This is a genomic window from Pseudomonas sp. S2_C11 (genome assembly GCF_054668395.1).
In genome coordinates this window covers 1,567,836-1,593,222 of sequence record NZ_CP162765.1, presented here as the reverse complement: position 1 = coordinate 1,593,222, position 25,387 = coordinate 1,567,836, and the positions used below count along the sequence as shown (strand labels likewise).

The window sequence follows — 25,387 nt, the reverse complement described above, 5'->3', positions numbered from 1 at the left end:
AGGGCTCCAAAGGTCGTCAAATCCTTTTTGAAAAAAATTCATTTAATTAAAGGAGTTAGAGGAATTTGCTGACCAAGCGCCTTTGCCCTCACCGCTCGACATGCGAGAATGCGTTCTCATTTTTTCCCCTCTCGATGGTTAATCACGCGCAATGACTGCACAACTAATCGACGGCAAATCGATCGCCGCCAGCCTGCGCCAGCAGATCGCCCAACGAGTTGCCGAGCGTCGCCAGCAAGGCCTGCGCACCCCCGGCCTCGCGGTGATCCTGGTCGGCAGCGATCCTGCCTCTCAGGTTTATGTCTCGCACAAGCGTAAAGACTGTGAAGAGGTTGGCTTCCTCTCTCAAGCCTACGACCTGCCCTCCGACACCACTCAGGACGCCCTGACCGATCTGATCGATCGCCTCAACGACGATCCGGCTATCGACGGCGTTCTCCTGCAGTTGCCTCTGCCCGAACACCTCGACGCGTCCAAGCTGCTGGAACGCATCCGCCCGGACAAAGACGTCGACGGCTTCCACCCGTACAACGTCGGTCGCCTGGCCCAGCGCATCCCGCTGCTGCGCCCCTGCACCCCGAAAGGCATCATGACCTTGCTGGAAAGCACTGGCGCTGATCTTTACGGGATGGACGCGGTAGTCGTGGGCGCCTCCAATATCGTCGGTCGCCCGATGGCCATGGAATTGCTGCTGGCCGGCTGCACCGTCACTGTGACTCACCGCTTCACCAAGGATCTGGCCGGCCACGTCGGCCGTGCTGATCTGGTGGTCGTTGCCGCCGGCAAGCCGGGCCTGGTCAAGGGCGAGTGGATCAAGGAAGGCGCGATCGTGATCGACGTCGGCATCAACCGTCAGGACGACGGCAAACTGGTCGGTGACGTTGTCTACGAAACCGCCCTGCCCCGCGCTGGCTGGATCACCCCGGTACCGGGCGGCGTTGGCCCGATGACCCGCGCCTGCCTGCTGGAAAACACCCTCTACGCCGCAGAAACACTGCACGTCTGACCGGGTTTTTACGCCGCATCAGAACCCCGCCTCGTGCGGGGTTTTTCGTGCCTGAGAAAAAACTTCAACCGTTCGCCGGAAACCGCTCTTTTTACAGGCCTTTTCACGAGATTTTCAGGTCTTACAAACAACCATCGACAGTTCTTCAGCCATACTCCTAAAATGCGCCGGTTTTGAGAAATAACCCGTTACAAACTAACGGTATATCCAACCTTTTAGAGTTCGCCCGCGTGAAAATTCGTCTCTCGATTCTGAGCCTGTTGTTTGCTGTTACAGGCACATTCATCACGCCAACGATCAACGCTGCGGAAACCACCGCTGCTCCACGTGACGCTTCGACATTGAAGATCGCGTCTGGCAGCGCCCTGCTCATGGATATGCAGACCAACAAAGTCATTTATTCCAGCAACCCTGACGTGATCGTACCGATCGCTTCCGTCAGCAAGTTGATGACTGGCCTTGTCGTGGTGGAAGCTCGACAGAACATGGACGAATGGATCGATGTCGACATCAGGAATACTCCGGAAATGAAGGGTGTGTTCTCCCGCGTCAAACTCAAGAGTGAGCTGCCTCGCCGCGAGATGCTGCTGATCGCCTTGATGTCTTCGGAAAACCGTGCCGCCGCCAGCCTCGCGCACCACTATCCAGGTGGCTACGCTGCTTTTATCGCGGCAATGAACGCCAAGGCCAAGGCGCTGGGCATGACCAGCACGCACTTTGTCGAGCCGACCGGGCTGTCAGAGCGCAACGTTTCCACCGCCCGCGACCTGAGCAAATTGCTGGTGGCCGCGCACAAGCAACCGCTTCTGGTGCAACTGACCACCACCAAGGAAAAGACCGTGGCGTTCCGCAAGCCCAACTACACTTTGGGCTTCCGCAATACCGACCACTTGGTCAATAAGGCCGATTGGGACATCAAGATTACCAAGACCGGTTTTACCAACCCGGCCGGCCATTGCCTGGTGCTGGTGACGAAGATGGGCAACCGTCCGGTCGCCCTGGTCATTCTCGATGCGTTCGGCAAATACACGCATTTTGCCGACGCCAGCCGTATCCGCAGCTGGGTGGAAACCGGGCGCAGCGCCAGTGTTCCAGCGGTGGCACAGCAGTACAAAGCCGACAAGAACCTCAAGAGCCGTCAGAGCGGCGTGGTCGAAGCGGCAAAGTAGATCCGGCAATCATGAAGAAGCCCCGAATGTTCGGGGCTTTTTTTCGTCTGCGCGTCAGTCGTTGGGCAGTGGCATCTTGTCGTCATCAGGAATGCCATCGCCCGAGCTCGGCTCTGGCGAAACGTCCGGCGTCAGCACATTTGGCCGCGCCATCGGGTCGCGCATCGGGCTGTCCGGGTCCAGCACCGGATCAACCTCCGGCTCCGGCGTGGTCGGTACGCTGTCAGGTTTGTGGTCATCGAAGCTTGAATCGGTACTCATACGCACCTCACATCAAGGTTTCAGATCGGCTAACGGATCATAGGGCTTGGCCGGTTTCTTCGGATCTTCACCGGGCTCGACATCCTGCGGGGCCTTAGCCGGACCGACCGGATCAACTTGCGGATCCTCGAGGTCCGGCGAATCCGGATCGAAGCCCAGATCATCGCCCGAGGAATGTTCGGACGAGTGTGGGCCTTTCGGGGTTTGGGAATCTGCCATGTTGCCTCCTTGATTCACCCGCGAAGCACGGGCATTAATCTTCAGAGGCCGGCCCGGCGCAGTCGTGCCCGGCAGATGACGAACGGAGGTTTATTGCGCCGCCAGAGCCTTTCGCGCCTGCGCCGCAGCGTTTTCTTCACCGGCCTGGGCCAGTTCATCGGCGGCTTTCAGCCAAAGGGAGCGGTCGACGGCAGCCGGGATCTGCGACGGTTTCTGAATCAGGATCGCCCAGCCACCGGCCTTTTCGAGCGCTGCTTGAAAGCTGCCGAAATCCATCAACTGCCGACGATTCATGCCGGCGCGCAGCAGGACCTTCTGTTTGTTGCGGTCGTAGCCGGACAGGATCGCGTAACGCGGCTCGGCCCAGAATGCCGAACCTTCGCTGAAACGTACCATGACCGGATAGCCCGCCGCGACCTGGGTCAGCAAGGCTGGCAGCTCGCTGTCGAGCGGATAAACCACCAGGCCATATTCGCGGGCGAGGTTCTGCATGTTCTGCTGCAGCTTGTCCTCAGCGCCCGGCAAGTGCAGCGGTTTTTCCAGAAGGCCCGGGGTGATGACGATGCCTTGTTGCGACAGCAGACTGGCCAGCACCTGTGGCCCACTCTGGTTGGCTTCGCCACGATAGAAGGTGCCGCTGAGTTCAACTCGCTCTGGCAAGCGTTTGACTTCTGGCGCTACGTTGCCCGCACATCCGCTCAGCACCACCGCGCAAGCGCCGGCAAGCAACGCTCCGCGCACTCGAGAAAATACCTGCACCATCAATCACTCTCTTCCAGACGCCGGTCATCGTGTTCCGGCAACGCCAGCGATCATAGAGCCGCACCCGCCAGAGGTATAGCCTTAAACGGCAGAGCGGGCGATTGCATAGAGCAAACTGATTGGTCACTAACGACCTTTGGTCAATAGCTTGAAACACCCCATTGACTAGACTGTCACTGAAATAGAGCGAATTGCGAAAAGCGAGCGCCCGACGCAGGGCGAAGAGGAGGCACCAATGAGCCTGACCATGACCATCGTAATGTTGATAGCCGGCTGGCTGGCCGTGGCGACTGCCATGTTGTGGGGTGTGCTGCGGATTTCGCGGCGGCATCATCCGGTGCAGACGATGCCGGTTGAGGAAACAGAGAAGCATCCAGTGCGGCACGCTGCTGCGCATTGAAGATCAAGAGCCCCTCACCCTGGCCCTCTCCCGGAGGGAGAGGGAACTGACCGGGTTGTTCTTCCGAATTAGGTCGACGTGAAATATCCAGCCGAACTCAGGATCTGAAAAGCCCCCCCAATCGGCCCCCTCTCCCTCGGGAGAGGGCTGGGCGGGCGGCGTTCCGATGAGGGGCAAGCTCTAAACCACACCCCCCAACACCAAAGCGAAAAAAAACCGCCTGAGCTCAACCAGCCCAGGCGGTTTTTTTGTTGTCAGCGTTTACGCCTGCTGAGCAACCTTCTTCTGCTTCGCCCGGCGCGACATCATGTTCAACACTTCGATGCCCGCCGAGAACGCCATGGCTGCGTACACATAACCTTTCGGTACGTGAGCGCCGAAGCCTTCGGCGATCAGCGTCATGCCGATCATGATCAGGAAGCCCAGCGCCAGCATGACCACCGTCGGGTTGTCGTTGATGAACTTGGCCAGCGGATCAGCCGCCAGCAGCATCACCAGCACCGACACCACCACCGCGATGATCATGATCGGCAAGTGTTCGGTCATGCCGACAGCGGTAATGATGCTGTCGATCGAGAACACCATGTCGAGCATCAGGATCTGACCGATGGCCGCGGCAAAACCCAGGGTTACGGTCGAAGTCGCGGTCTTCGGGTCTTCCGGCGACGGGTCCATGCTGTGATGGATCTCGGTCGTGGCCTTCCACACCAGGAACAGGCCACCGGCGATCAGGATCATGTCCTTCCAGGAGAACGCCTGGCCAAGGATTTCGATCACAGGCTCGGTCAACTGCACGATGAACGCGATGGTGCTCAACAGGGCCAGACGCAGAATCAGGGCCATGCCGATACCGATACGACGCGCCTTCTGCCGATGCTGTTCGGGCAATTTGTTGGTCAGGATCGAAATAAAGATCAGGTTATCGATGCCGAGCACGATTTCCATTACCACCAGTGTGGCCAAAGCAACCCAAGCGGTGGGGCTGGCGGCGAGTTCTAACAGATATTCCATGGGTCAGTCCTGACTCTGTGTAAGACGGTTTAGATGGTCTTGGAGGAAGATTCGGATTCTTCCGCTTGTTTTTCCGGTGTTTCTTTTTTCTCGATCAAACCACCAGTGGCATCGCTGAGCGCTTGCTCAGCGGCTTTATGGGTGTCGTCGATTGCTTGTTTGGCGGTTTCAGCCGCCGCGCCCATCAGTTGTTGGGCGCTTTTTTCCGCCTGATCACAACCGGCCAGAACCAGTAAAGACGCAAACATCACTGCGGGAAATGTGTATTTCATAAGGTTTCCTTCGAATGAACAGACAGGCGCACACACCGGCCGTCGATGGCTGGGCATTCTAGGGAGATGAACACTTCAGGAAAATTCGTATTTTTAGCGGCTATACTTCGGTTTTCACGAAGTGGCCATCACTATGCTCAATTACCGACAACTGCATTACTTCTGGGTTGTAGCCAAAACCGGCAGCATCGTCCGGGCGTGCGAGCAGCTGAACCTGACGCCACAGACGATCAGCGGACAGATTTCACTGCTCGAACAAACCTATGGCGTGGAATTGTTTCGCCGGGTTGGCCGACAGCTGGAGCTCACGGAAGCCGGGCGCCAGGCCCTGCCCTACGCCGAGCAGATGTTTCAACTGGGCGGCGAGCTGGAGCTGATGCTGCGAGCGCAGCCCAACGAGCAGCAGATCCTCTTTCGCGTCGGCGTGGCCGACGTGGTGCCCAAATCCATTGTTTATCGCCTGATCGCGCCGACCATGGAATTGAGCGAGCCGCTGCGCATCACCTGTCGCGAAGACAAACTCGAACGTCTGCTCGCTGATCTGGCCATCCAGCGTCTGGATCTGGTGATTTCCGACAGCCCGATGCCTTCGCATCTGGACATCAAAGGCTACAGCCAGAAGCTCGGTGAGTGCGGGATCAGCTTCTTCGCCACCGCCGAACTTGCCGCGCAGTATGGCCAGGATTTCCCGCGAAGCCTGCACGGCGCACCGTTGCTGATTCCCGGCGCGGAAACCGTGGTGCGCAGCCGTTTGCAGCGCTGGTTCGCCGAACAGCAGATCCAGCCGCAGATTGTCGGCGAGTTCGATGACAGTGCTTTGATGCAGGCCTTCGGCCAATCCGGCAGCGGGATTTTTATTGGCCCGAGCGTGATTGCCGAGGAAGTGAAGCGCCAGTACGGCGTCGAGTTGATCGGCCAGACCGACGCCGTGAGCGAGTCGTTCTATGCCATCTCGGTGGAGCGCAAGGTCAAGCACCCTGGCATCGTAGCGATTACCGAGGGCGCCCGACGCGAGCTGTTTACCGGGTTATGAAGCGCAGACTTCACGCGGCTTCAGCGTCATCAGCACCATGGCGAGGAACACCGAAAGCAAAATGAAGCCGGCAGCGGCAAAGCCGAGAAAGCCCAGCCCGGCACTGTCGATCACCCGGCCGCCGACCATCGCGCCCAGGCCGATGCCGAGATTGGCTCCGGCGATGTTCAGCGACGCGGCGAAGGCCGGCGCTTCCGGCGCGGCTTTCATCAGGCGCACATGGCTGACCAGGAACAACGCCGCCTGGGTCACGCCCCAAATGCCCATCGCCACCGCCAGGCCGACTGGCGAATGAATGTTCGGCACCAGCGAGACCATGCCCGCGATCATGAACGCACAGAACAACACCGACGCCCCCAGCGGATGCCGATCCACCGCACGCCCGCCAAGCGAGTTGCCGATCAGCCCGACTGCGCCAAACGCCATCAGGCACCAGCCGACCACGGTGCCGTTGAATCCGGCAAGTCGTTCGAGGATGTCGGCAAGGTAGGTGTAAGCGGTGAACATGCCGCTGAACACCAGAATCGACAACAAGATATGGCCGAGCATCAGCGGGCTGCGCAGGATCTTGAACTGCGAACGGAAGCTGACCTGATGCTGGTGCAGACTGGTTTTCGGCAGGTAGACAAACAGCAGCAAGGCTTTGGCAAACGCGATCAACGCCAGAATGCCGAAGGCGCTGCGCCAGCCGAACGCGTCGGAAATCAGCGTACCGACCGGAATGCCGAACACCGTAGCGCAGACGATGCCGAAACCGATCTTGGCGATGGCGCGGCCGGCGAAATCCGGGCCGACGATATCCACCGCCGTCTCGCTGGCCAAGGCCCAGAACACCGGCAAACCCAACGCCGGAATCAGACGCGCGATGGCCATCACCCAGATGTTCGGCGCCAACGCTGCCACGGTATTGGCCAGACCAAACATGATCAGGATGCTGATGAACAGTTTGCGCCGTTCGAATCGGGCGAAATACGCGGTCAGGAACGGGCCGAACAGCGCCACGGTAAAGGCGAACAAGGTCACCAGCAGCCCGGCTTGCGGGATGCTGACTTCGAGGTCTCGGGCGATCGCCGGCAACAGGCCGACAATGACGAATTCCGTGGTCAGCACCGTGAACCCGGCGGCGGACAACAGAAGAATAGGCAACAGCATGCGCAACTCCAGCAAAACGACGACACCAGCGATGACCCGGAGGCCCGCTGGCAGAACTTGAAAATGAGGATGGCGAAGCTTAACAGACTGCGTCCGCACTGAGTTGCCCAAAACTGCCGATCTGCCGGGCCGATCCGGTGGCAGATCGTCACAGGCCTGAAGGTTCACGCCTAGGCTGTGATAAAGTCCGCGCCCTGAAAATCGTACAGCCGTTCAACGTGCCGTTTGGCGGCGTTGATGTCACTTCGACAGGCGTTTCGTGACTGCCCACGACGCTTCGCACCCTATAAAAAACAGAGATGCCGCTATGACCGCTTCATCCCCTTCGTTACTGCAACGCCTGAAACGCCTGAGTCTGGTCAGCCAAATCGTCATTGGTCTGATCGCCGGTATTGCCCTGGCCCTGATTGCACCGGAGCTGGCGAAGTCCACCGCGTTCATCGGCAAGGTGTTTGTCTCGGCGTTGAAAGCCGTGGCGCCGATTCTGGTGTTCGTGCTGGTGATGGCCTCGATCGCCAACCACAAGCACGGCCAGGAAACCCACATCCGGCCGATCCTGTTCCTCTACCTGCTGGGCACTTTCGCCGCAGCGGTGGTGGCCGTGGTTGCCAGCATGAGCTTTCCGTCGAATCTGGTGCTTTCGACGGAAAACGTTGCGGTCACTGCGCCCGGCGGCATCAGTGAGGTGCTGCAAAGCCTGTTGCTGAGCGTCGTCGACAACCCGGTCAGCGCGCTGATGAATGCCAACTTCATCGGCATTCTGGCCTGGGCGATCGGTATGGGCATTGCCATCCGGCATGCCGGCGACACCACCCGCGAGGTGCTGGGTGACTTGTCCAACGGCGTCACCGTGATCGTCCGTGTGGTCATTCGCTTCGCGCCGCTGGGCATCTTCGGCCTGGTCGCGTCGACACTGGCCACCTCCGGTTTCGGCGCGCTGCTCGGCTACGCGCACCTGCTGGCGGTGCTGCTGGGCTGCATGCTGTTCGTCGCGCTGGTGATGAACCCGCTGATCGTGTTCTGGAAGCTGCGCCGCAATCCGTACCCGCTGACCCTGATGTGCCTGCGTGAAAGCGGCATTACCGCGTTCTTCACCCGCAGCTCGGCGGCGAACATTCCGGTCAATCTGGAATTGAGCAAGCGCCTGGGCCTGCACGAAGACACCTACTCGGTATCGATCCCGCTCGGCGCGACCATCAACATGGCCGGTGCGGCGATCACCATTACCGTGCTGACCCTGGCGGCGGTGCACACTTTAGGCATCGCAGTGGACATTCCGACCGCAATCCTGCTCAGCGTCGTCGCAGCCATTTGCGCCTGTGGTGCCTCGGGCGTGGCCGGTGGTTCGCTGCTGCTGATTCCGCTGGCGTGCAGCCTGTTCGGCATCCCGAGCGAGATTGCCATGCAGGTCGTGGCGGTGGGCTTCATTATTGGCGTGCTGCAGGATTCGGCGGAGACCGCGCTGAACTCGTCGACTGACGTGCTGTTTACAGCGGCGGCTTGCCTGGGCGAGGAAGAGAAGGCTCAGCGTACGGCGTAACCGCCTTACCTTGTGGGAGCGAGCCTGCTCGCGAAAGGGGCGAGACATTCAGCATTAATATCGCCTGATACGCTGCATTCGCGAGCAGGCTCGCTCCCACAGAAAAACAAAAGCCCGCCAAGGCGCGAACCTTGGCGGGCTTTTTCGTATCCGGGTGTTTAGAACGCGCCCATGTAATCGCGCTTGCCCACTTCAACGCCGTTATGACGCAGCAGCGCGTAGGTGGTGGTAACGTGGAAGAAGAACTGCGGCAGGCCGTAAGTCAGCAGATACGCCTGACCACTGAAGCGCTTCTCTTTCGGCGTGCCCGGACGGGTCACGATTTCGATGCCTTCCTTGCCGTCGATCTGCTCTGGCTTGATCTCGCCAATGAAGGCCAGAACCTTGGTGATCAGCGCTTGCAGTTCGGCAAAGGTAGTTTCAGTGTCGTCGTACTTCGGCAGTTCGACTTCGGCCAGACGCGCCGACACGCCTTTGGCGAAATCCACGGCGATCTGCACCTGACGCACCAGCGGGAACATGTCCGGGTACAGACGCGCTTGCAGGAAGACGCTCTGGTCGATGTTTTTCGCGCTGGCGTGGGCTTCGGCCTTTTTCAGCACATCGCTCAGGGCGTTGAGCATTTGTTGAAAAACCGGGACGGATGCGGCGTACAGTGAAATGGTCATGGCAGTCTCATGTGATGGCTGGGTAATACGTGGTGGCGATTATAGCCATGCTTGATGAGCACACGGCTTGCCTTTTGTTTGGCAAGGATTAGGCTAGGCGGCTTCGACTGCAGAGGGAACGCGCGATGAGCAACGAACAAGAATCCACCTCCGAACAGCCACGGTTAAATGCCACGGAAATCCGCATTCTCGGTGCGCTGATCGAAAAACAGGCCACCAGCCCCGAAACCTATCCGCTGACCCTCAACGCACTGGTGCTGGCCTGCAATCAGAAAACCAGTCGCGAGCCGGTGATGAACCTCAATCAGGGTCAGGTCGGGCAGAGCCTGCGGGCGCTGGAAGGTCGAGGTTTCACCCGGCTGGTGATGGGCAGCCGCGCCGACCGCTGGGAGCACAAGGTCGACAAGGCGCTGGAACTGGTGCCAGCACAGGTGATTCTGACGGGTTTGATGTTTCTGCGCGGTCCGCAGACCGTCAACGAACTGCTGACTCGCAGCGGGCGCATGCACGAGTTCGAGGACGCCGAGCAGGTGGTTCATCAGCTTGAACGGCTGATCGCACGCGGTCTGGCGGTATTGATTCCGCGTCAGGCCGGGCAGCGTGAGGATCGTTATACCCATGCCCTGGGCGACCCGGCGGATGTCGAGGCAATATTGGCGGCGCGGCAAAATCCTGGGGAGCGCTCGAGCGCTGGCGTTTCCCTGGAGCGTATCGAAGAACTGGAAGCGCGGATCGCCGCACTGGAAGAACGCCTGGCCCGCCTCGAATAATCGCAACAGAACCTCTGTGGGAGCGAGCCTGCTCGCGAAAGCGTAGTGTCAGTCACCACGATCTTGGATGACCCGCCGCCTTCGCGAGCAGGCTCGCTCCCACAGGGTCTGCGCGATATTCAGCAGCCCGCATCACTCCCCATCCCAATAATCCACCCCATCCACCTGCCGCGCGACAGCGACAAAGCCCGAGGCCTTGCCCTCGGCATCCACCGTGAAATTATCCATCACCGCATACTTGTTCGAATCCGGATACTCGCAGATCTCCGGCTGCTGCTGAGTGCTGATCGCCAGATAACGCAGCTCATCCGCGCTGGTATTGATGATCTGGTGAGCCTTTTCCGGTCCTCCCGGTGGGCAGGCGATCACATCACCGGCGCGGATCGGAAAACGCTCACCTCCCAACCGCACCTCGCCCTCCCCGGCCACCATGTAGAACATCTCCTCATTGACCCGATGGCTGTGGAATGGACTACCGCGCATGCCTGCTGGCAGCGCGTACAGACGGTAACCGAGTTTCTGCGCACCGAGTTGCTGGCCGATCCGCGCGAAACGCTGCTGATAACGCCCGGCGGTTTCGCCTTCAGGGGCCAGGGCTTCGGGAAGGGCTTCGAGTTCGACCTCGTTGAGATTGAGGATGGGCGGATGCATGGGCGGCCTCGGTTATGGTTTTTGTGGTGGGCACATCTGTGCGTGCTGGCGAGGATTATAGATAGTGATCCAGAACCGCAGCGCGGCCTTCGCGAGCAGGCTCGCTCCCACATTCAATCGCATTCCAGCTCAACCTGTGGGAGCGAGCCTGCTCGCGAAGAGGCCAGCCCAGCCACTAAAAGATCAATCAGCTACGCGCAAAATCCACCGCCGCCGCAAACTGAGCCTCATTCGGCCGCACCCCGGTGTACAGGACAAACTGCTCCAGCGCCTGAATCGCAATCACCTCAAGCCCGGTAATCACTCGCTTGCCCTCGGCCCGCGCCCGCACAATCAGCGGCGTCTCCGAAGGGATCGCCACCACGTCGAATACAGTCTCAGCCGCTTTGATCACTTCAGGATCGAACGCCAGTTGCCCCGCCTCCGGCCCGCCGTCCATGCCTACCGGGGTGACATTGATCAGCATCTGAGGGCGCTCGTCACCCAGCTCGGCCTGCCAGCGATAACCCAGCGAATCCGCCAGGGCGCGGCCGGCCCGCTCGTTACGGGCGACAATCAAACCGTTCTTGTAGCCACCATCGCGCAGGGCGCTGGCCACCGCTTTGGCCATGCCGCCGCTGCCGCGCAGGGCGAAGGTGGAATCCTTCGGCACCGCGTTGCTTTCCAGCAATTGCGCGACGGCGATGTAATCGGTGTTGTAGGCCTTGAGGTGGCCGCCAGTGTTGACGATGGTGTTGATCGACTGGATCGCCGCCGCCGACGCATCCAGCTCATCGACCAGCGCAATGCAGGCTTCCTTGAACGGCATGGACACGCCGCAGCCACGAATGCCCAGTGCCCGGATGCCACCGACCGCGCCGGTCAGGTCCTGGCTGCTGAACGCCTTGTAGTAGAAGTTCAGGCCCAGCTGTTCATACAAATGGTTGTGAAAACGCAGACCGAAATTCCCCGGCCGCCCGGACAGGGACATGCACAATTGGGTGTCTTTGTTCGGGTTCATCTGCATGAAACTTCTCCTTCAAACGCACTTTCGGATGGACGGGATTGGCCAGCCCACCGGGTTCTGAATCATCATTGCGGCTTGTCTGTGGCGCTGCGCAGCCGGGTAAAGAAGCCGCTACAGACCTTACACAAAATTTACCCAGCGGCTGTGCTGAATTTCGCAAATTTGCTGTCTTAGCTGTATCCCCGCGACAACTGTGGGCCTGATTCAGGCCGCGGCGCCGGGTCGAAGAACCGAGGACTTATCATGATTCGTAAACTTCCCATCATGGCTTTGTTGATTGGCGCACTTGCCGTCACCGGCCAGGCTGAAGCGGGTGGTGGCCATGGCTGGCAGGGCCCTGCAGTGTTTGGCGCGATCGTCGGCTCGGCCATCATCGGCTCGGCACTGATCAACCAGGATCGGCCGGTGTACGTGCAGCAGCAGCCGGTTTATGTACAGCCGCAACCGGTCTACGTGCAGCAACCGCCACCGCCGGTCTATTACCAGCCGGCGCCGGTGTATGTGCAGCAACCGGTTTACGTGCAGCCGGCCCCCGTCTATTACGGTCCGCCTCGTGGTTATTACGGTCGCCCCCACGGCTACTACGGCGGCCCGCATGGCTACTACGGCGGTCCACGCTGGTAAGCGCAATACAGAGCCCTGCTTTCGAGCGGGGCTTTTTTTATGACCGCTGGTCGGCCAACGTCTGAAAAAATCTCGCCAAGGTCGCTGTGAGAACAGTTTGAGCAGCTAAAGTCGGCATGATGGAATCGACCGTAGTGATTTTTTTCATCAAACGGTCACCGCTTTGTCATGACGGAACCGCAATCTGAATCCGTCCGTAAACAACAGATCGATAACAACAAGGACGACTGTATGCCCACACAAAACCCGCACCGCATAGTCGGTCTGTGCACCTCGAGCAAGGTGTACAGCGCGCTCACCGAGCTCAAGCACCTGGAAGGCCATCGCTGCGCCAAGCTGCTGTCCCTGCTCGCCGAGAACCTCGTGCACAAGGGCCTGCTCAATGAGCGCGAAGTCATGCACATGCTCGATCAAGTGGTCGAATGACGCCAGACCTCACTGGCATCAATGACCACTATCGAAAGCGTTGATTGTCCGTCGTGCCGGCAAATCCCTAAGGTAGCCCCATCAGTTTGATGGAGGTTTTCCCATGGCACAGGTTCAAATCATGTCGGTCATCGGCAGCGCAGTTCCCGCTTCGCTGCGTGCATCCGGTTTGCTCGCTTGCTGGTATCTGGTGCGCGATGGCGAGCCGATCAGCGGCCCGCTCACCTCGTTACCAGCGGCGCAGGCCTTGTCGCAACAGGTCGCCAGCAGCACGTTTCATGCTTAAGGCAGTTGCACCTTGGGCTTGGTCTCGACGAACAGCGCCCAGCTCGACAGGAACAATGCGGCAATCAGCGGCCCGATCACAAAGCCGTTGAGGCCGAAGACCGCGAGGCCGCCGAGGGTCGAGACCAGAATCAGGTAATCGGGCATTTTCGTATCCTTGCCCACCAGAATCGGGCGCAGCACGTTGTCGACCAGGCCGATCACGAATACGCCGAACAAGCCCAGCACCACGCCCTGCCAGATCATGCCGCTGAGCAGGAAGTACACCGCCACCGGCGCCCAGACAATCCCCGCGCCCACCGCTGGCAACAGCGACAGAAACGCCATCAGCACCGCCCAGAGCAATGCGCTGGGAATGTCGAGAAACCAGAAAATCAGCCCGCCCAGCGCGCCCTGGGTCACGGCCACGACCACGTTGCCCTTGACCGTGGCACGCACCACGCGGTTGAACTTCAGTTGCAGGCGGCGCTTGTGGTTTTCTTCCAGCGGCACAGCAGTGCGCATCTTGCGCGCCAGCTCGGGGCCGTCACGCAGAAAGAAAAACAGCAGATACAGCATGATGAAAAAGCTCACCACGAATTCGAACGTGCCCTGGCCGAAACTGAACGCCTGAGTCGCCAGCGCCTGGCTGCCCTGCATCGCCGCTTTGACGATCTTCTCGCGCAAGCTGTCGAGTTCGCCCATGCCAAAGCGGTCGAGCAAGTGCTGAAAGTAAGGCGGCAGGCTGTGCTTGAACTGCGCCAGATACGCAGCGATGTCCAGCTCGCCGCTTTCAATGTTCTTGTAGACAGTCGCCCCTTCCTGGACCAGCAGGATGCTGACGATGATCACCGGCAGAATCGCGACCACCAGGCACAGGCTCAAGGTGCACAGCGACGTCACGTTGCGTTGCCAGCCGAACTTCTGCTGCAACCTGCGCTGTACCGGCGCAAACAGAATGCCGAGGATGACAGCCCAGAATACCGCGCCGTAGAACGGCAACAGAATCCAGATAAAGGCCACCGTGACCAGCACCAGCAGCACCGTCAGGGATTTGAATTGCAGACTCTCTTCGTTCATATCCGGTCCATGTCAGTCAGGCGTCACGCACGCCCGCCCCACTTAGTCAGCCGCCGAGCGCGCGAGTGCCATGTTTATTCATGGAGCATAGATCCAGATCAATGAACCCTCGCAACAGCTGCCCTACCCTGCGCGGCTTTTGCGACCGACATCCAAATGCAGACTCTCATCGCCCCCGAGCTTCTCGCCCCCGCCGGCACCCTGAAAAACATGCGCTACGCCTTCGCCTACGGCGCCGATGCGGTCTACGCCGGCCAGCCGCGCTACAGCCTGCGGGTGCGCAACAACGAGTTCGATCATGCCAACCTGGCGCTGGGCATCCGTGAGGCGCAGGCGCAGGGCAAGCGCTTCTACGTCGTGGTCAACATCGCCCCGCACAACGCCAAGCTGAAGACGTTTCTCAAGGATCTGGCGCCAGTGATCGAGATGGCCCCGGATGCGCTGATCATGTCCGACCCGGGCCTGATCATGCTGGTGCGCCAGCACTTTGCGCAGATGCCGATTCACCTGTCGGTGCAGGCCAATACGGTGAATTGGGCGAGCGTCGAGTTCTGGCAGCAACAGGGGCTGAGCCGGATCATCCTGTCGCGCGAACTCTCGCTCGAAGAAATCGGTGAAATCCGCGAGCAGGTGCCGGGCATGGAGCTGGAGGTGTTCGTGCATGGCGCGCTGTGCATGGCCTATTCCGGGCGCTGCCTGCTTTCCGGTTACATGAACAAGCGCGATGCCAATCAGGGCACCTGCACCAACGCTTGCCGCTGGAAGTACACGGCGCAAGAAGCCACGGAAAACCAGCTCGGCGAGATCGTCCAGACCTTTCAGCCCGAGCCGACGCTGGGTCTCGGCGCACCGACCGATCAAGTCTTCCTGCTCCAGGAAGCCAATCGCCCCGACGAATTGATGCCGGCGTTCGAAGACGAACACGGCACCTACATCATGAACGCCAAGGACCTGCGCGCGGTGCAGCATGTCGAACGGCTGACGCGCATGGGCGTGCACTCCTTGAAAATCGAAGGCCGTACCAAATCGCATTTCTACTGCGCGCGCACCACCCAGGTATATCGCCGGGCGATCGATGATGCCGTGGCCGGGCGCGAGTTCGATCGCAGCCTGATGCTGGATCTGGAATCGCTGGCCCAGCGCGGCTACACCGAAGGTTTTCTGCGCCGCCATGTCCATGACGAATATCAGAACTATCAGCACGGCAGTTCGGTGTCGGAGCGTCAGCAGTTCGTTGGCGAGCTGACCGGCGAGCGCCGGGATTGCCTGGCCGAAGTGAAAGTGAAGAATCGTTTTGCCGTGGGCGATCATCTGGAACTGATGACGCCCAAGGGCAATTTCCATTTTGATCTGCATGAATTGCAGAGTGTCAGCGGGCAAGCGATCGAAGTGGCGCCGGGGGACGGGCATACCGTGTACGTGCCGATTCCGGATGCGGTGGATTTGCGCTTTGGGTTGTTGATGCGGGATTTGCGTGTTGGTTGACTGGCGATCTTGTCTGGCACTCGCAGCATGGCCGTAATTTACTGCAAAGCCGATGCCGTCTTCGCGAGCAGGCTCGCTCCCACAGGGAGTTTGTGTCATCCACTGTGGGAGCGAGCCTGCTCGCGAAGAGGCCGGCCCACTCAATGAATAATCCAGACCTCAGCGCAAATCATCCGACAACGGCGTCGGCTCATCCGCTGGCGGCACATCCTCGTCATCCGGCGGATTCTTCCAGTCATCCGGGCGGTCGGCATCGCTCAACGGGTCGCGGCCCGGGTCCATGCCCGGCGGTGCGTCGTGATCGCTCAGGGTCGGCTCGTCAGTGCCGGATACGGGGCGGGTCTGCTCGGTGGGCGCCACGCCACCGGGAACAAGCGAGTCATCAGCCATGCTGCACCTCACAATACTGGCCCGGATTATCCGGGGCGTATTGTTTGGAAGCGCGACCGTTGACGGCGTGCGATAGATCAGACCAGCGGCATCAGCCTTGGGCGGTAAAGCGATCGCGACTGTTGGTCAGGTGCAACCACATCGCGGCACGGGCGGCATCGGCGTCCTGACGTTTGATCGCATTCAGAATCGCCTCGTGTTCCAGATTGGCCAAGTGCCCGAGCTTGCTCAGATCCGCCGCGCCACGCTCGGCGGCATTCAGGCGATTGCGCGGGATCATCGCACTGCCCAGGTGCTGCATGATCTCGCTGAAACAAGCGTTGCCAGTGGCCTCGGCGATCAGCAGATGAAAACGCCGATCGGCTTCCACGCAGCTGTCATTGTTTGCCAGCATCCGTTGATAGTCATCCAGCGCCTGACGCATCTGCTGCACCTGCTGCTCACTGCGCCGCTGCGCCGCCAGCGCCGCCGCTTGCGTTTCCAGGCCCATGCGCAGCTCAAGAATGCTGCGCACGCCGAGCGCCGTGTCGACATTCAGGCGCAGGCCCTGCTCCGCTGCACGTTCGATGACGAAAGTACCGATGCCATGGCGCGTCTCCACCAGCCCCGAGGCCTGCAACTTGGAAATCGCCTCGCGCACCACCGTGCGGCTGACGCCGTGCTCCTGAACGATGGAGTTCTCCGAAGGCAGCTTGTCACCGGGCGACAGTTGTCCGAGCAGGATGCTCTGGGTGAGCTTTTCCACCAGGTCATGAGCGAGGTTGTGCGTGCGTTTGCGCGCGGGCGCGTCGAGGTCTTCTTGCATGGTCGGTTCCGGTGATCGGGGCTTGCCGATCGTAGCACTGCGGGATGACGGTTGAGATGGATTTTAGCGGTCGATAGGCCATCTACTTGTATGACAACACTCAATTACGTCGAATATTTTCAATAGCCAGCCATCACGCATCACCATTCATATCTCAAAAAGGCGCTCCGCTCGACTGGCGCAACAATCAATAAATACAAGCTTAAATCCTGTTTTCGCATAAAAAACCGAACAATCAGAAGAATTTGATCGCCCTCCCCACTTGTAGGACAAAAAATTACAGTTGTATGATGTCTAGCAACAACGCAGCACCCAGCCCTACCCGCATAAAAATAATCAGTGGGAGAAACATCAGTGAAAACCTCCATCTCCGGGATGCAGGACAGCGTCGACCCGACGCTCGCCTCAGCCATCTCCAAAGTCAAACGCCACGTCCTGCCGCTCTTCGTGATCATGTTCATCGTCAATTACATTGACCGGGTGAACATCGGCTTCGTCCGCACGCATATGGAAACCGATCTGGGCATTGGTGCTGCCGCCTATGGCTTCGGCGCCGGGCTGTTCTTTATCGGTTACGCGCTGTTCGAAGTGCCGTCCAACATGCTTTTGCAGAAAGTCGGCGCACGCATCTGGCTGACCCGCATCATGTTCACCTGGGGCATAGTCGCGGCCTGCATGGCCTTCATCCAGAACGAAACCCACTTCTATATTCTGCGTTTCCTGCTCGGTGTCGCCGAGGCCGGGTTCTTTCCCGGGGTGATTTATTACTTCACCCGTTGGCTGCCCGGCGTCGAGCGCGGCAAGGCGATCGCGATCTTCCTCAGCGGCTCTGCCGTGGCCTCGCTGATCTCCGGCCCGCTGTCCGGTCTGCTCCTGCAGATCAATGGGCTGGGCATGCACGGCTGGCAATGGATGTACTTCATCGAGGGGATGTTCTCGGTGTGCCTGTGCGTGTTTGTCTGGTTCTGGCTGGACGCCAAACCCCACGACGCGAAATGGCTGAGCCGCGCCGAACAGGATGCGTTGGTCAGCGCCATCGACGACGAGCAAAAGGCCCGCGAAGCCGCGACGCCGATCCGGCCGTCGCTGGGCAAACTGCTCAAGGACCGGCAGATCATTCTGTTCTGCCTGATCTACTTCTTCATTCAGTTGACCATTTATGCGGCGACTTTCTGGCTGCCGAGCATCATCAAGAAGATGGGCGAACTCAGCGACGTGCAGGTCGGCCTGTTCAACTCGATTCCATGGTTGCTGTCGATCGTCGGCATGTACGCCTTCGCCTCGCTGTCGGCGAAGTGGAAACATCAACAAGCTTGGGTCGCCACCGCCCTGTTGATCGCCGCAGCGGGGATGTTCATGTCCACCACTGGCGGGCCGATCTTCGCCTTCGTCGCGATCTGCTTTGCGGCGCTGGGCTTCAAATCCGCCTCGTCACTGTTCTGGCCGATTCCCCAGGCTTATCTGGATGCACGCATCGCGGCGGCAGTGATCGCGCTGATCAACTCGGTCGGCAACCTCGGCGGCTTCGTCGCACCGACCACTTTTGGCCTGCTTGAGCAACACACCGGCTCGATTCAGGGCGGCCTCTATGGCCTGGCCGCGACCTCGATCATCGCCGCAATCATCGTCTTCGCCGCGCGCACCACGCCGAAACCCGCTGCTGAAAAGGCTGTGGCCGACGCCGCGCCGAAACACGCCTGACTTCGTCTCGACAAGGAAAACAATAATGACTGTTCATGACACCGCCAAAGCTCCGATCATCACCGACATGCAGGTCATTCCGGTGGCCGGTCACGACGGCATGCTGCTCAACCTGAGCGGCGCCCACGGGCCGTTTTTCACCCGCAACATCGTCATCCTCAAGGACAACGCCGGCCACACCGGCGTCGGCGAAGTGCCCGGTGGCGAGCGCATTCGCCAGACCCTGGAAGACGCGCGCAATCTGGTGGTCGGCAGCCCCATCGGCACCTACCAGAAGATCCTCAACCAGGTGCGCCAGACCTTCGCCGACCGCGATGCGGGCGGCCGTGGTCTGCAGACGTTCGACCTGCGCATCACCATTCACGCGGTCACCGGCCTGGAAGCCGCCCTCCTCGACCTGCTCGGCCAACATCTGGACGTGCCGGTGGCGGCACTGCTCGGTGAAGGTCAGCAACGCGACGAAGTGAAAATGCTCGGTTATCTGTTTTACGTTGGCGATCAGCACGAAACCGATCTCGCCTACCGCAGCGAACCGGACGCCGACAACGACTGGTTCCGCGTGCGCCACGAGAAAGCCATGACCGCCGAAGCGGTCGTGCGTCTGGCCGAGGCGGCGCATGCCAAATACGGCTTCAAGGATTTCAAACTCAAGGGCGGCGTGCTCAGCGGCGATGCCGAAATCGAAGCGGTCACGGCACTGGCCGAGCGTTTCCCCGACGCGCGGATCACCCTCGATCCGAACGGCGCCTGGTCGCTGAAAGAAGCAATTCGTCTGTGCCGCGATCAGCACCAAGTGCTCGCCTACGCCGAAGACCCTTGCGGCGCGGAAAACGGTTATTCCGGGCGCGAAGTCATGGCTGAATTCCGTCGCGCCACCGGCCTGAAAACCGCGACCAACATGATCGCCACCGATTGGCGTGAAATGGGCCACGCGATTCAGTTGCAGTCAGTGGACATCCCGCTGGCCGACCCGCACTTCTGGACCATGCAGGGTTCGGTGCGCGTCGCGCAGATGTGCCACGAGTGGGGCCTGACCTGGGGCTCGCATTCCAACAACCACTTCGATATCTCTCTGGCGATGTTTACCCACGTCGCCGCTGCGGCACCGGGCGAGATCACGGCCATCGACACCCATTGGATCTGGCAGGACGGCCAGCGCCTGACCAAGGCACCGCTGCAAATTGTCGACGGCTGCGTGCAAGTGCCGCAGAAACCGGGACTGGGCGTGGAGCTGGATCTGGATCAAGTGGCCAAGGCCCACGAACTGTACAAAGGCATGGGCCTCGGCGCGCGGGATGACAGCGTGGCGATGCAGTTCCTGATTCCGGGGTGGAAATTCGATAACAAACGGCCGTGTCTGGTGCGGTGATCCAGCAGGCGCCGCTGATTTCAATTGTGGGAGCGAGCCTGCTCGCGAAGGCGTCAGGTCAGTCGATAGTGCTGTCGCTGATGCACCGCTTTCGCGAGCAGGCTCGCTCCCACAAGGGGGGGGTTTGTGTCAGGCAGAAACTTGCAGTAACCACGCCTTGAACGCGTTCATCGCCGCCGTTTCCGCTCGCGACTGCAACCGCGTCAGCCAGTAACTGCCGGTGGTGATCTCGATCGCGAACGGCTGGCAAATCGCATCAGCCGCCAGTTGCCGGGCGAACATCAGCGGTGGTGCCAACGCCACGCCGCCGCCCTGCAACGCCGTTTCCATCATCGCCAGTGAAGAGTCGAAGACGATGCTTTGCGGTGGCGCAGCCTGGGTCGCCAGGCCCGCCGCCTGAAACCACTGCGGCCATTCATCAGTGCGATAGGAACGCAGCAAGGTCTGCTGCAACAGGTCCGCCGGCGCGTGCAGTTGCCGGGCAATCTCCGGCACGCATAACACCGACAACGGCGCATCGAGCAAGCGTGTCGCCTCAATGCCATGCCAGGCGCCAGCGCCGAACCGAATCGCGTAATCCAGCCCTTCCGCCGCCACATCGACCCGGTTGTTGTGGGTCGACAGGCGTAAATCGATCAGCGGATATTTCGCCCGAAAGTCCGCCAGCCTCGGCAACAGCCAGCCCACCGCAAACGTGCCCACTGCGCCGACCGTCAACATGTCGCGATACTGCCCACCGGCCAGACGCTCAAGCATCTGCGCAATGTGGTCGAATGAGGTGCTGAGCACCGGCAGCAAGGTTTCGCCTTCACTGGTCAGCATCAGCCCACGGGGCAGGCGTTTGAACAGGGTCAGGTTGAGCTGCGCTTCCAGGCTTTTGACCTGATGGCTGACCGCTGCCTGCGTTACGCACAGTTCGACGGCGGCGCGGGTGAAGCTCAGGTGGCGTGCCGAAGCTTCAAACGCGCGCAGAGCGTTGAGCGGCAGTTGCGGTCGAATCATGGGTTGTCCCAAATTTTTCTAAGGCTTCGTGCGAGTTTTCATCGTTTGTCGAAGGTCGGCAAAGTGCCTAAATTAACCGCGCTGATCAGCCGCCCGATGAAAAAATCACCCGCAGTGTAGCGGGATACAACAAACGACACTCATGGAGAGTGATTCACTCATGTGTTCCTTCAACCCGAGCAAGGTCTTTTCCCACAGCGCTTTCGCACTGTTCTTCGGCAGCGTTGCCTGTCATGCCGCAACGCCGACGGATGCGCAATTGCAGGCACTGGTCAGCCAAGCCGTCACCCCGGTGATGCAGCAAAACAACATCCCGGGGCTGACCGTAGCGATCACGCTGAATGGCCAGGCGCATTACTTTAATTACGGAGTCGCTGCCAAAGACACCGGGCAAAAAGTCAGTGAAAACACCCTGTTCGAAGTCGGCTCGGTGAGTAAAACCTTCACCGCCACCCTCGCCGGTTACGCCCAGGCCACAGGCAAACTTGACCTGTCGAGCAAGGCCAGCCAGCTCTGGCCTGAGCTCAAGGGCAGCGCCTTCGACAACATCAGCGTGCTGCAACTGGGCACCTACAGTGCTGGCGGTCTGCCGTTGCAATTTCCTGCCGAGGCGGATTCTTCCGACAAGATGCTCGGCTATTACCAGCAGTGGAAACCGCAATTTCCCGCCGGCAGCCATCGCCTGTATTCCAACCCGAGCCTGGGCCTGTTCGGCTACCTGACGGCGAAAAGCCTCGGCCAGCCGTTCGACCAGGCAATGACGCAAACCCTGCTGCCGAAACTCGGCCTTCAGCACACCTTCCTCAGCGTACCGTCAGCGCAGTCGAAGCTTTACGCCCAAGGCTACGACAGCGCCGACCAACCGGTGCGCGTCAGCCCCGGCGCCCTCGACGCCGAAGCCTACGGCATCAAAACCAGCGCCGCCGACCTGCTGCGTTACGTCCAGGCACAACTGAAACCGGCCAGCCTTGCGCCTGATCTGCACCAAGCCATCGCCAACACCCACATCGGTTATTACCGCGTCGGCGACATGACCCAAGGCCTGGGCTGGGAACGCTACGCCTACCCGATCACCCTGGAAAAACTGCAAAACGGCAACTCGACCACCATGGCCATGGAACCTCACAAAGTCGAGTGGCTGACCCCACCGCAAGCTGAACCGGCCAATGTGCTGTTCAACAAAAGCGGTTCTACGCGCGGCTTTGGTGCGTATGTAGCGTTCGTGCCGTCGCGGGACATGGGCATCGTGATTCTGGCCAACAAGAATTACCCGAATGCCGAACGGGTGAAGATTGCGCACACGGTTTTCGCGGCGTTGGCGGATTAAGAGCAAAAGATCGCGGCCCGAGCCTTCTGCGGCTCCTACAGGATCGGGTTTTCACTCGGTTAACGTTGGAGGTGTCGCAGGCTGCAACAACTTTCGATCAGAAGATGACTTGTGGGAGCGAGCCTACTCGCGAATGCGCTCGATCAGTCACCTTTCAGCGCCTGAAAAACCGCTATCGCGAGCAGGCTCGCTCCCACATTTGAACTGTGCACTTCACAAAAAAATGTGGGAGCTGGTCTACCAGCTCCCACAGGGATTTTGCTTCACTCACGCAACGCGCAATCAATCATCCGGCATCTGCGGCGGCTTGCTCGGTTTGGCCGGTTTGCTGCCCTTCGCGCCTTTGGCCGGTTCCGGCTCGGTGGCGGCAGGTGTTTGTGCGGCGGCGGCCGCAGCGGCGGCTTCTTTTTCGGCCATGGGCATGGCGTCGATGGTTTCGAAGATTTTCGCCAGGCTCAATGCCTTGGCTTCGTCACCCGAGGCGGAGAGCTTGGTTTCGCCGTCCTTGCCCACCAGGAACACTTTTGGATAAGCGCCGGCGCCGAGCTTCAGCGAGCGCAGCAGGGCCATGGTGTCCTGCTGGCCCATGTCCTTGCCGTCGAGCTGGCCGGACATGCTGAGGATGGTGTAGACCTTGATGTTGCGGTCGGTGACGCCCTTTTTGTTGGCCGGGTCTTCCAGTGACTTTTTCAGGCTCAGCCAGACCGGGTCGACGGTGCTTTGCGCAATCACGATCAGCGGGCGGGCGCGGCCCACGTCCCCGGCCAGGGGTGAATCGCTGTCGGCGGCTAACAGGGGGCCGGCGATTGCCAGCAAGAGGGTCAGGGTCAGGGACCTGATGAGCATGCGCATCTCCTTTTGATATCCACGCACTACTGATTGCGCATCGTGGCGATTGTTCCGGCGGCGTCTGGCAAAAAGGCATTGCCCTGTCAGAAGCTTAGGTCAGGGAGAGCTTTGCGCAACATGGCGCGAGCGATCATCGGCACCTCCCTACGGCCGCTGCACAGGAAGTGTTTTTTCCAGGCTGAGTCAGAACGCCAACTTGTAACCAATCAACACCAGCATCGTCGCCAGGCACGGGCGCAGGACTTCGTCGGAGATGCGACCGGTCAGGTGGCTGCCGAGCCAGATGCCGGGCAGCGAGCCCATCAGCAGGAAGCCCAGCACGCCCCAGTCCATGTTGCCCATGCTTGCGTGGCCGAGGCCGGCGACGAGGGTCAGTGGTACGGCGTGGGCGATTTCGGTGCCGACCAGGCGCCGGGTTGGCAGCAGTGGGTAAAGGATGAACAAGGCGACGGTGCCCAGTGCGCCGGCACCGATCGAGGTCAGGGCGACCATGGTGCCGAGGATCAGACCGGTGATCACCGTCATCACGTTAAGCCGCGAACCGCTCGGGTTGTAGTTGCCGCCGGCGCGTTTGTGGGCGAATTCGAGCAAGCGTTTCTTGAAGAAGATTGCCAGGGCGGTGGCGAAGAGGACGAAGCCGAGCGCCTGTTTGATGATGGCGTTCATCGCGTCCGGCGCGGTGTGCAGGGTGCTGAGGAACCACAGGGTCATGGCCACGGCCGGCACGCTGCCGAGGGTCAGCCAGCCGGTGATCGCCCAGTCGATGTTCTTGTTTTTTTGTGAACGAGGACGCCGCTGGATTTGGTGATCGCGGCGTACAGCAGGTCGGTACCTACCGCCGTCGCCGGGTTGATGCCGAACCACAGCAGAATCGGCGTCATCAACGAACCGCCGCCGACACCGGTCATGCCTACGATAAACCCCACCACCAGCCCGGCAATCACAAGGCCGAAATTTGCCAATTCCATTCAAACGTCCAGAAAACGACAGGAAAATCTGGCCCGCAGCATAGCGATTTTTCTTATAACCACATATATCGATGCGGTCTATGGTTATGCCATATCGAATTTACCGCAGATGCCTGTGGGAGCGAGCCTGCTCGCGAAGGGGGTGTCAGCCGACCGATGAGTTGAATGATGCAACGCTTTCGCGAGCAGGCTCGCTCCCACAGTGGATCTTTGCGCTACAGAAAACCTGCCGTGCTCACTGCACCGGCAGGAAATTCAGAAACAGCAGGCTCTGCGCGTAATTCAGTCCGATCCTGCGATAGCGCTCATCGAGCATCTGCGTGAGCAGGTCGAGGCGTGCGACGATTTTGCTGAATTCGGTGGCGAAGCTGAGGTTGCTGCCCTCCTCCGAGATTTCGTTGGAGAACAGCAACGGCTGGCCTTCCTTGTTCTGCCGTTGCGACAAAATCCACATGGCTTTTTCGATGTTACGCGCGGCGTTGTGCACGAACGTCGGATTGATCGCGTCGGTCATGTAGAACTCGGTGCGATTGCCGTGAGCGGTGACCAGCATGCTGCCGATTGCATAGATGAAGGCGCCGACGCGGTCGCCGAGGAATTCCGGACTCATCGCATAGCTCAGTGCCGCCAGATCCTTGCGCCCGCCCAGCACGGGCAATGGCTGCTGTTGCTCGACAGCGAGACGCACCTGTTTCACGGCGGCGTTGACGGTGAGGAAACCGGATTTGCGCAGTTCATCCGGGTTGCGCAGGTAGAGCTTGCCCATCAGCCGGTAAAGGCTGTCGAGGTTGTCGCGCATCGCCAGGGTGGCCATGCGGTCGACGCTGGTCTGCAGAAATTCCTGCGGCTGCCCTTCTCGTATCTGATTGAAAAATCCATTGCCGTTCTGGTGGCTGCAGCCGCTGAGCAACAGCGACAACAGGCAGGCCAGCAGCAGGCACGGGCGGCGGTGAGCGACGGTGATCAGGGCAAAAACACTCGGCATGAAATCTCGGACAGGCACATTCCTGTGCGGCGGGAGTCACCGCATCCTGGCCATGCATAGAGCCGCCGATTACGAAAAAGTGCAGTGCCCGGGCGGTGAGCCGACCTTCGGTGCTTTTCGCCATATCAATTAGTCGGACTTTATATTTGCCAACAGCGGTAAATCCGCTATAAATCTTCTTTCTCGACTCAA

At 60.0% G+C, this 25,387-nt stretch carries 28 protein-coding genes and 1 pseudogene; 13 read left to right on the top strand and 16 right to left on the bottom strand.

The window, feature by feature from the left end; genetic code table 11:
* Positions 1-151 precede the first annotated feature (151 nt).
* Complete coding sequence (folD, locus tag AB4N48_RS07360) at positions 152-1,006, top strand: bifunctional methylenetetrahydrofolate dehydrogenase/methenyltetrahydrofolate cyclohydrolase FolD (protein WP_016775338.1); 855 nt, start codon at positions 152-154, stop codon at positions 1,004-1,006.
* Between the two features lie 230 nt (positions 1,007-1,236).
* Positions 1,237-2,175 carry a D-alanyl-D-alanine endopeptidase gene (gene pbpG / locus AB4N48_RS07355; protein WP_073471341.1) on the top strand — a complete coding sequence of 313 codons (939 nt, stop codon included), beginning with the start codon at positions 1,237-1,239 and terminating at the stop codon, positions 2,173-2,175.
* A 54-nt stretch (positions 2,176-2,229) separates the two neighbouring features.
* Here pbpG and AB4N48_RS07350 read toward each other — a convergent pair whose 3' ends face one another.
* The 3 genes from AB4N48_RS07350 to AB4N48_RS07340 all read right to left on the bottom strand — a co-directional run bounded on the left by AB4N48_RS07350 (position 2,230) and on the right by AB4N48_RS07340 (position 3,417).
* Positions 2,230-2,436 carry a hypothetical protein gene (locus tag AB4N48_RS07350; protein WP_041477156.1) on the bottom strand — a complete coding sequence of 69 codons (207 nt, stop codon included), beginning with the start codon at positions 2,434-2,436 and terminating at the stop codon, positions 2,230-2,232.
* A 12-nt stretch (positions 2,437-2,448) separates the two neighbouring features.
* On the bottom strand, positions 2,449-2,655 hold the full coding sequence (locus tag AB4N48_RS07345; protein ID WP_056788754.1) for a DUF6021 family protein: 207 nt from the start codon (positions 2,653-2,655) through the stop codon (positions 2,449-2,451).
* Between the two features lie 90 nt (positions 2,656-2,745).
* Positions 2,746-3,417: a cysteine peptidase family C39 domain-containing protein gene (locus tag AB4N48_RS07340; RefSeq protein ID WP_460095054.1), complete on the bottom strand. Its 672-nt coding sequence runs from the start codon at positions 3,415-3,417 to the stop codon at positions 2,746-2,748.
* 235 nt (positions 3,418-3,652) lie between these two features.
* Between AB4N48_RS07340 and AB4N48_RS07335 the strand changes: the two genes are divergently transcribed.
* Positions 3,653-3,817, top strand: a complete 165-nt coding sequence (locus AB4N48_RS07335; protein ID WP_252867897.1) for a hypothetical protein — start codon at positions 3,653-3,655, stop codon at positions 3,815-3,817.
* Between the two features lie 261 nt (positions 3,818-4,078).
* Here the strand turns inward: AB4N48_RS07335 and AB4N48_RS07330 are convergent, their stop codons facing one another.
* Complete coding sequence (locus AB4N48_RS07330; RefSeq protein WP_071172950.1) at positions 4,079-4,828, bottom strand: TerC family protein; 750 nt, start codon at positions 4,826-4,828, stop codon at positions 4,079-4,081.
* Between the two features lie 29 nt (positions 4,829-4,857).
* Positions 4,858-5,100, bottom strand: a complete 243-nt coding sequence (locus AB4N48_RS07325) for a hypothetical protein (RefSeq protein ID WP_024013465.1) — start codon at positions 5,098-5,100, stop codon at positions 4,858-4,860.
* A 133-nt stretch (positions 5,101-5,233) separates the two neighbouring features.
* On the opposite strand from AB4N48_RS07325, the gene nhaR reads away from it, so the two are divergent.
* Complete coding sequence (gene nhaR, locus AB4N48_RS07320; protein ID WP_016775345.1) at positions 5,234-6,133, top strand: transcriptional activator NhaR; 900 nt, start codon at positions 5,234-5,236, stop codon at positions 6,131-6,133.
* Here nhaR and AB4N48_RS07315 read toward each other — a convergent pair.
* Positions 6,128-7,285 (bottom strand): MFS transporter, encoded by a 1,158-nt coding sequence (locus tag AB4N48_RS07315; RefSeq protein WP_024013467.1) that lies wholly within the window; start codon positions 7,283-7,285, stop codon positions 6,128-6,130. The two genes, nhaR and AB4N48_RS07315, sit on opposite strands and share 6 nt — an antisense overlap.
* A 307-nt stretch (positions 7,286-7,592) precedes the next feature.
* Between AB4N48_RS07315 and sstT the strand changes: the two genes are divergently transcribed.
* On the top strand, positions 7,593-8,825 hold the full coding sequence (gene sstT / locus AB4N48_RS07310; RefSeq protein ID WP_095182114.1) for a serine/threonine transporter SstT: 1,233 nt from the start codon (positions 7,593-7,595) through the stop codon (positions 8,823-8,825).
* Between the two features lie 158 nt (positions 8,826-8,983).
* Here sstT and AB4N48_RS07305 read toward each other — a convergent pair whose 3' ends face one another.
* Entirely contained in the window at positions 8,984-9,493 is a 510-nt protein-coding gene (locus AB4N48_RS07305) for a DUF1993 domain-containing protein (protein WP_041477165.1), read from the bottom strand.
* Positions 9,494-9,618: 125 nt separating this feature from the next.
* On the opposite strand from AB4N48_RS07305, the gene AB4N48_RS07300 reads away from it, so the two are divergent.
* The gene (locus AB4N48_RS07300) at positions 9,619-10,263 is read left to right on the top strand and encodes a YceH family protein (RefSeq protein ID WP_150741184.1); all 645 of its coding nucleotides are present in this window, start codon (positions 9,619-9,621) and stop codon (positions 10,261-10,263) included.
* Between the two features lie 132 nt (positions 10,264-10,395).
* On the opposite strand, the gene AB4N48_RS07295 is transcribed toward AB4N48_RS07300, so the two are convergent.
* Both AB4N48_RS07295 and AB4N48_RS07290 read right to left on the bottom strand, forming a co-directional pair.
* Entirely contained in the window at positions 10,396-10,914 is a 519-nt protein-coding gene (locus tag AB4N48_RS07295; protein ID WP_460095053.1) for a cupin domain-containing protein, read from the bottom strand.
* Between the two features lie 187 nt (positions 10,915-11,101).
* Positions 11,102-11,920 (bottom strand): shikimate 5-dehydrogenase, encoded by an 819-nt coding sequence (locus AB4N48_RS07290; RefSeq protein WP_423662253.1) that lies wholly within the window; start codon positions 11,918-11,920, stop codon positions 11,102-11,104.
* 243 nt (positions 11,921-12,163) lie between these two features.
* Between AB4N48_RS07290 and AB4N48_RS07285 the strand changes: the two genes are divergently transcribed.
* From AB4N48_RS07285 to AB4N48_RS07275, 3 genes are all read left to right on the top strand, one after another.
* Positions 12,164-12,544, top strand: coding sequence for a hypothetical protein (locus AB4N48_RS07285; protein WP_024013471.1), 381 nt, complete (start codon positions 12,164-12,166; stop codon positions 12,542-12,544).
* 231 nt (positions 12,545-12,775) lie between these two features.
* Entirely contained in the window at positions 12,776-12,970 is a 195-nt protein-coding gene (locus AB4N48_RS07280; protein ID WP_016770691.1) for a hypothetical protein, read from the top strand.
* Positions 12,971-13,073: 103 nt separating this feature from the next.
* Positions 13,074-13,256 carry a hypothetical protein gene (locus AB4N48_RS07275; RefSeq protein ID WP_041477171.1) on the top strand — a complete coding sequence of 61 codons (183 nt, stop codon included), beginning with the start codon at positions 13,074-13,076 and terminating at the stop codon, positions 13,254-13,256.
* On the opposite strand, the gene AB4N48_RS07270 is transcribed toward AB4N48_RS07275, so the two are convergent.
* Positions 13,253-14,314 (bottom strand): AI-2E family transporter, encoded by a 1,062-nt coding sequence (locus AB4N48_RS07270; protein WP_460095052.1) that lies wholly within the window; start codon positions 14,312-14,314, stop codon positions 13,253-13,255. The two genes, AB4N48_RS07275 and AB4N48_RS07270, sit on opposite strands and share 4 nt — an antisense overlap.
* Before the next feature lie 156 nt (positions 14,315-14,470).
* Here AB4N48_RS07270 and trhP point away from each other — a divergent pair, with 156 nt between their 5' ends.
* Positions 14,471-15,799 carry a prephenate-dependent tRNA uridine(34) hydroxylase TrhP gene (gene trhP / locus AB4N48_RS07265; RefSeq protein WP_460095050.1) on the top strand — a complete coding sequence of 443 codons (1,329 nt, stop codon included), beginning with the start codon at positions 14,471-14,473 and terminating at the stop codon, positions 15,797-15,799.
* 159 nt (positions 15,800-15,958) lie between these two features.
* Here trhP and AB4N48_RS07260 read toward each other — a convergent pair whose 3' ends face one another.
* Complete coding sequence (locus AB4N48_RS07260) at positions 15,959-16,189, bottom strand: hypothetical protein (protein ID WP_460095049.1); 231 nt, start codon at positions 16,187-16,189, stop codon at positions 15,959-15,961.
* Between the two features lie 91 nt (positions 16,190-16,280).
* Positions 16,281-16,994: a FadR/GntR family transcriptional regulator gene (locus AB4N48_RS07255; RefSeq protein WP_460095048.1), complete on the bottom strand. Its 714-nt coding sequence runs from the start codon at positions 16,992-16,994 to the stop codon at positions 16,281-16,283.
* A 354-nt stretch (positions 16,995-17,348) separates the two neighbouring features.
* Between AB4N48_RS07255 and AB4N48_RS07250 the strand changes: the two genes are divergently transcribed.
* Entirely contained in the window at positions 17,349-18,695 is a 1,347-nt protein-coding gene (locus tag AB4N48_RS07250) for an MFS transporter (RefSeq protein WP_024013478.1), read from the top strand.
* Between the two features lie 25 nt (positions 18,696-18,720).
* The gene (gene gudD / locus AB4N48_RS07245; protein ID WP_460095046.1) at positions 18,721-20,064 is read left to right on the top strand and encodes a glucarate dehydratase; all 1,344 of its coding nucleotides are present in this window, start codon (positions 18,721-18,723) and stop codon (positions 20,062-20,064) included.
* Positions 20,065-20,193: 129 nt separating this feature from the next.
* Here the strand turns inward: gudD and AB4N48_RS07240 are convergent, their stop codons facing one another.
* On the bottom strand, positions 20,194-21,066 hold the full coding sequence (locus tag AB4N48_RS07240) for a LysR family transcriptional regulator (protein WP_056788727.1): 873 nt from the start codon (positions 21,064-21,066) through the stop codon (positions 20,194-20,196).
* A 160-nt stretch (positions 21,067-21,226) separates the two neighbouring features.
* On the opposite strand from AB4N48_RS07240, the gene ampC reads away from it, so the two are divergent.
* Positions 21,227-22,393 carry a class C beta-lactamase gene (gene ampC / locus AB4N48_RS07235; RefSeq protein WP_460095045.1) on the top strand — a complete coding sequence of 389 codons (1,167 nt, stop codon included), beginning with the start codon at positions 21,227-21,229 and terminating at the stop codon, positions 22,391-22,393.
* Between the two features lie 282 nt (positions 22,394-22,675).
* Here ampC and AB4N48_RS07230 read toward each other — a convergent pair whose 3' ends face one another.
* The 3 genes and pseudogenes from AB4N48_RS07230 to AB4N48_RS07220 form a co-directional block, all read right to left on the bottom strand.
* Positions 22,676-23,239: a DUF4174 domain-containing protein gene (locus tag AB4N48_RS07230; RefSeq protein WP_460068193.1), complete on the bottom strand. Its 564-nt coding sequence runs from the start codon at positions 23,237-23,239 to the stop codon at positions 22,676-22,678.
* Positions 23,240-23,425: 186 nt separating this feature from the next.
* A pseudogene (locus AB4N48_RS07225) lies at positions 23,426-24,210 on the bottom strand (sulfite exporter TauE/SafE family protein).
* Between the two features lie 235 nt (positions 24,211-24,445).
* The gene (locus tag AB4N48_RS07220; protein ID WP_460095044.1) at positions 24,446-25,195 is read right to left on the bottom strand and encodes a hypothetical protein; all 750 of its coding nucleotides are present in this window, start codon (positions 25,193-25,195) and stop codon (positions 24,446-24,448) included.
* Between the last annotated feature and the right edge of the window lie 192 nt (positions 25,196-25,387).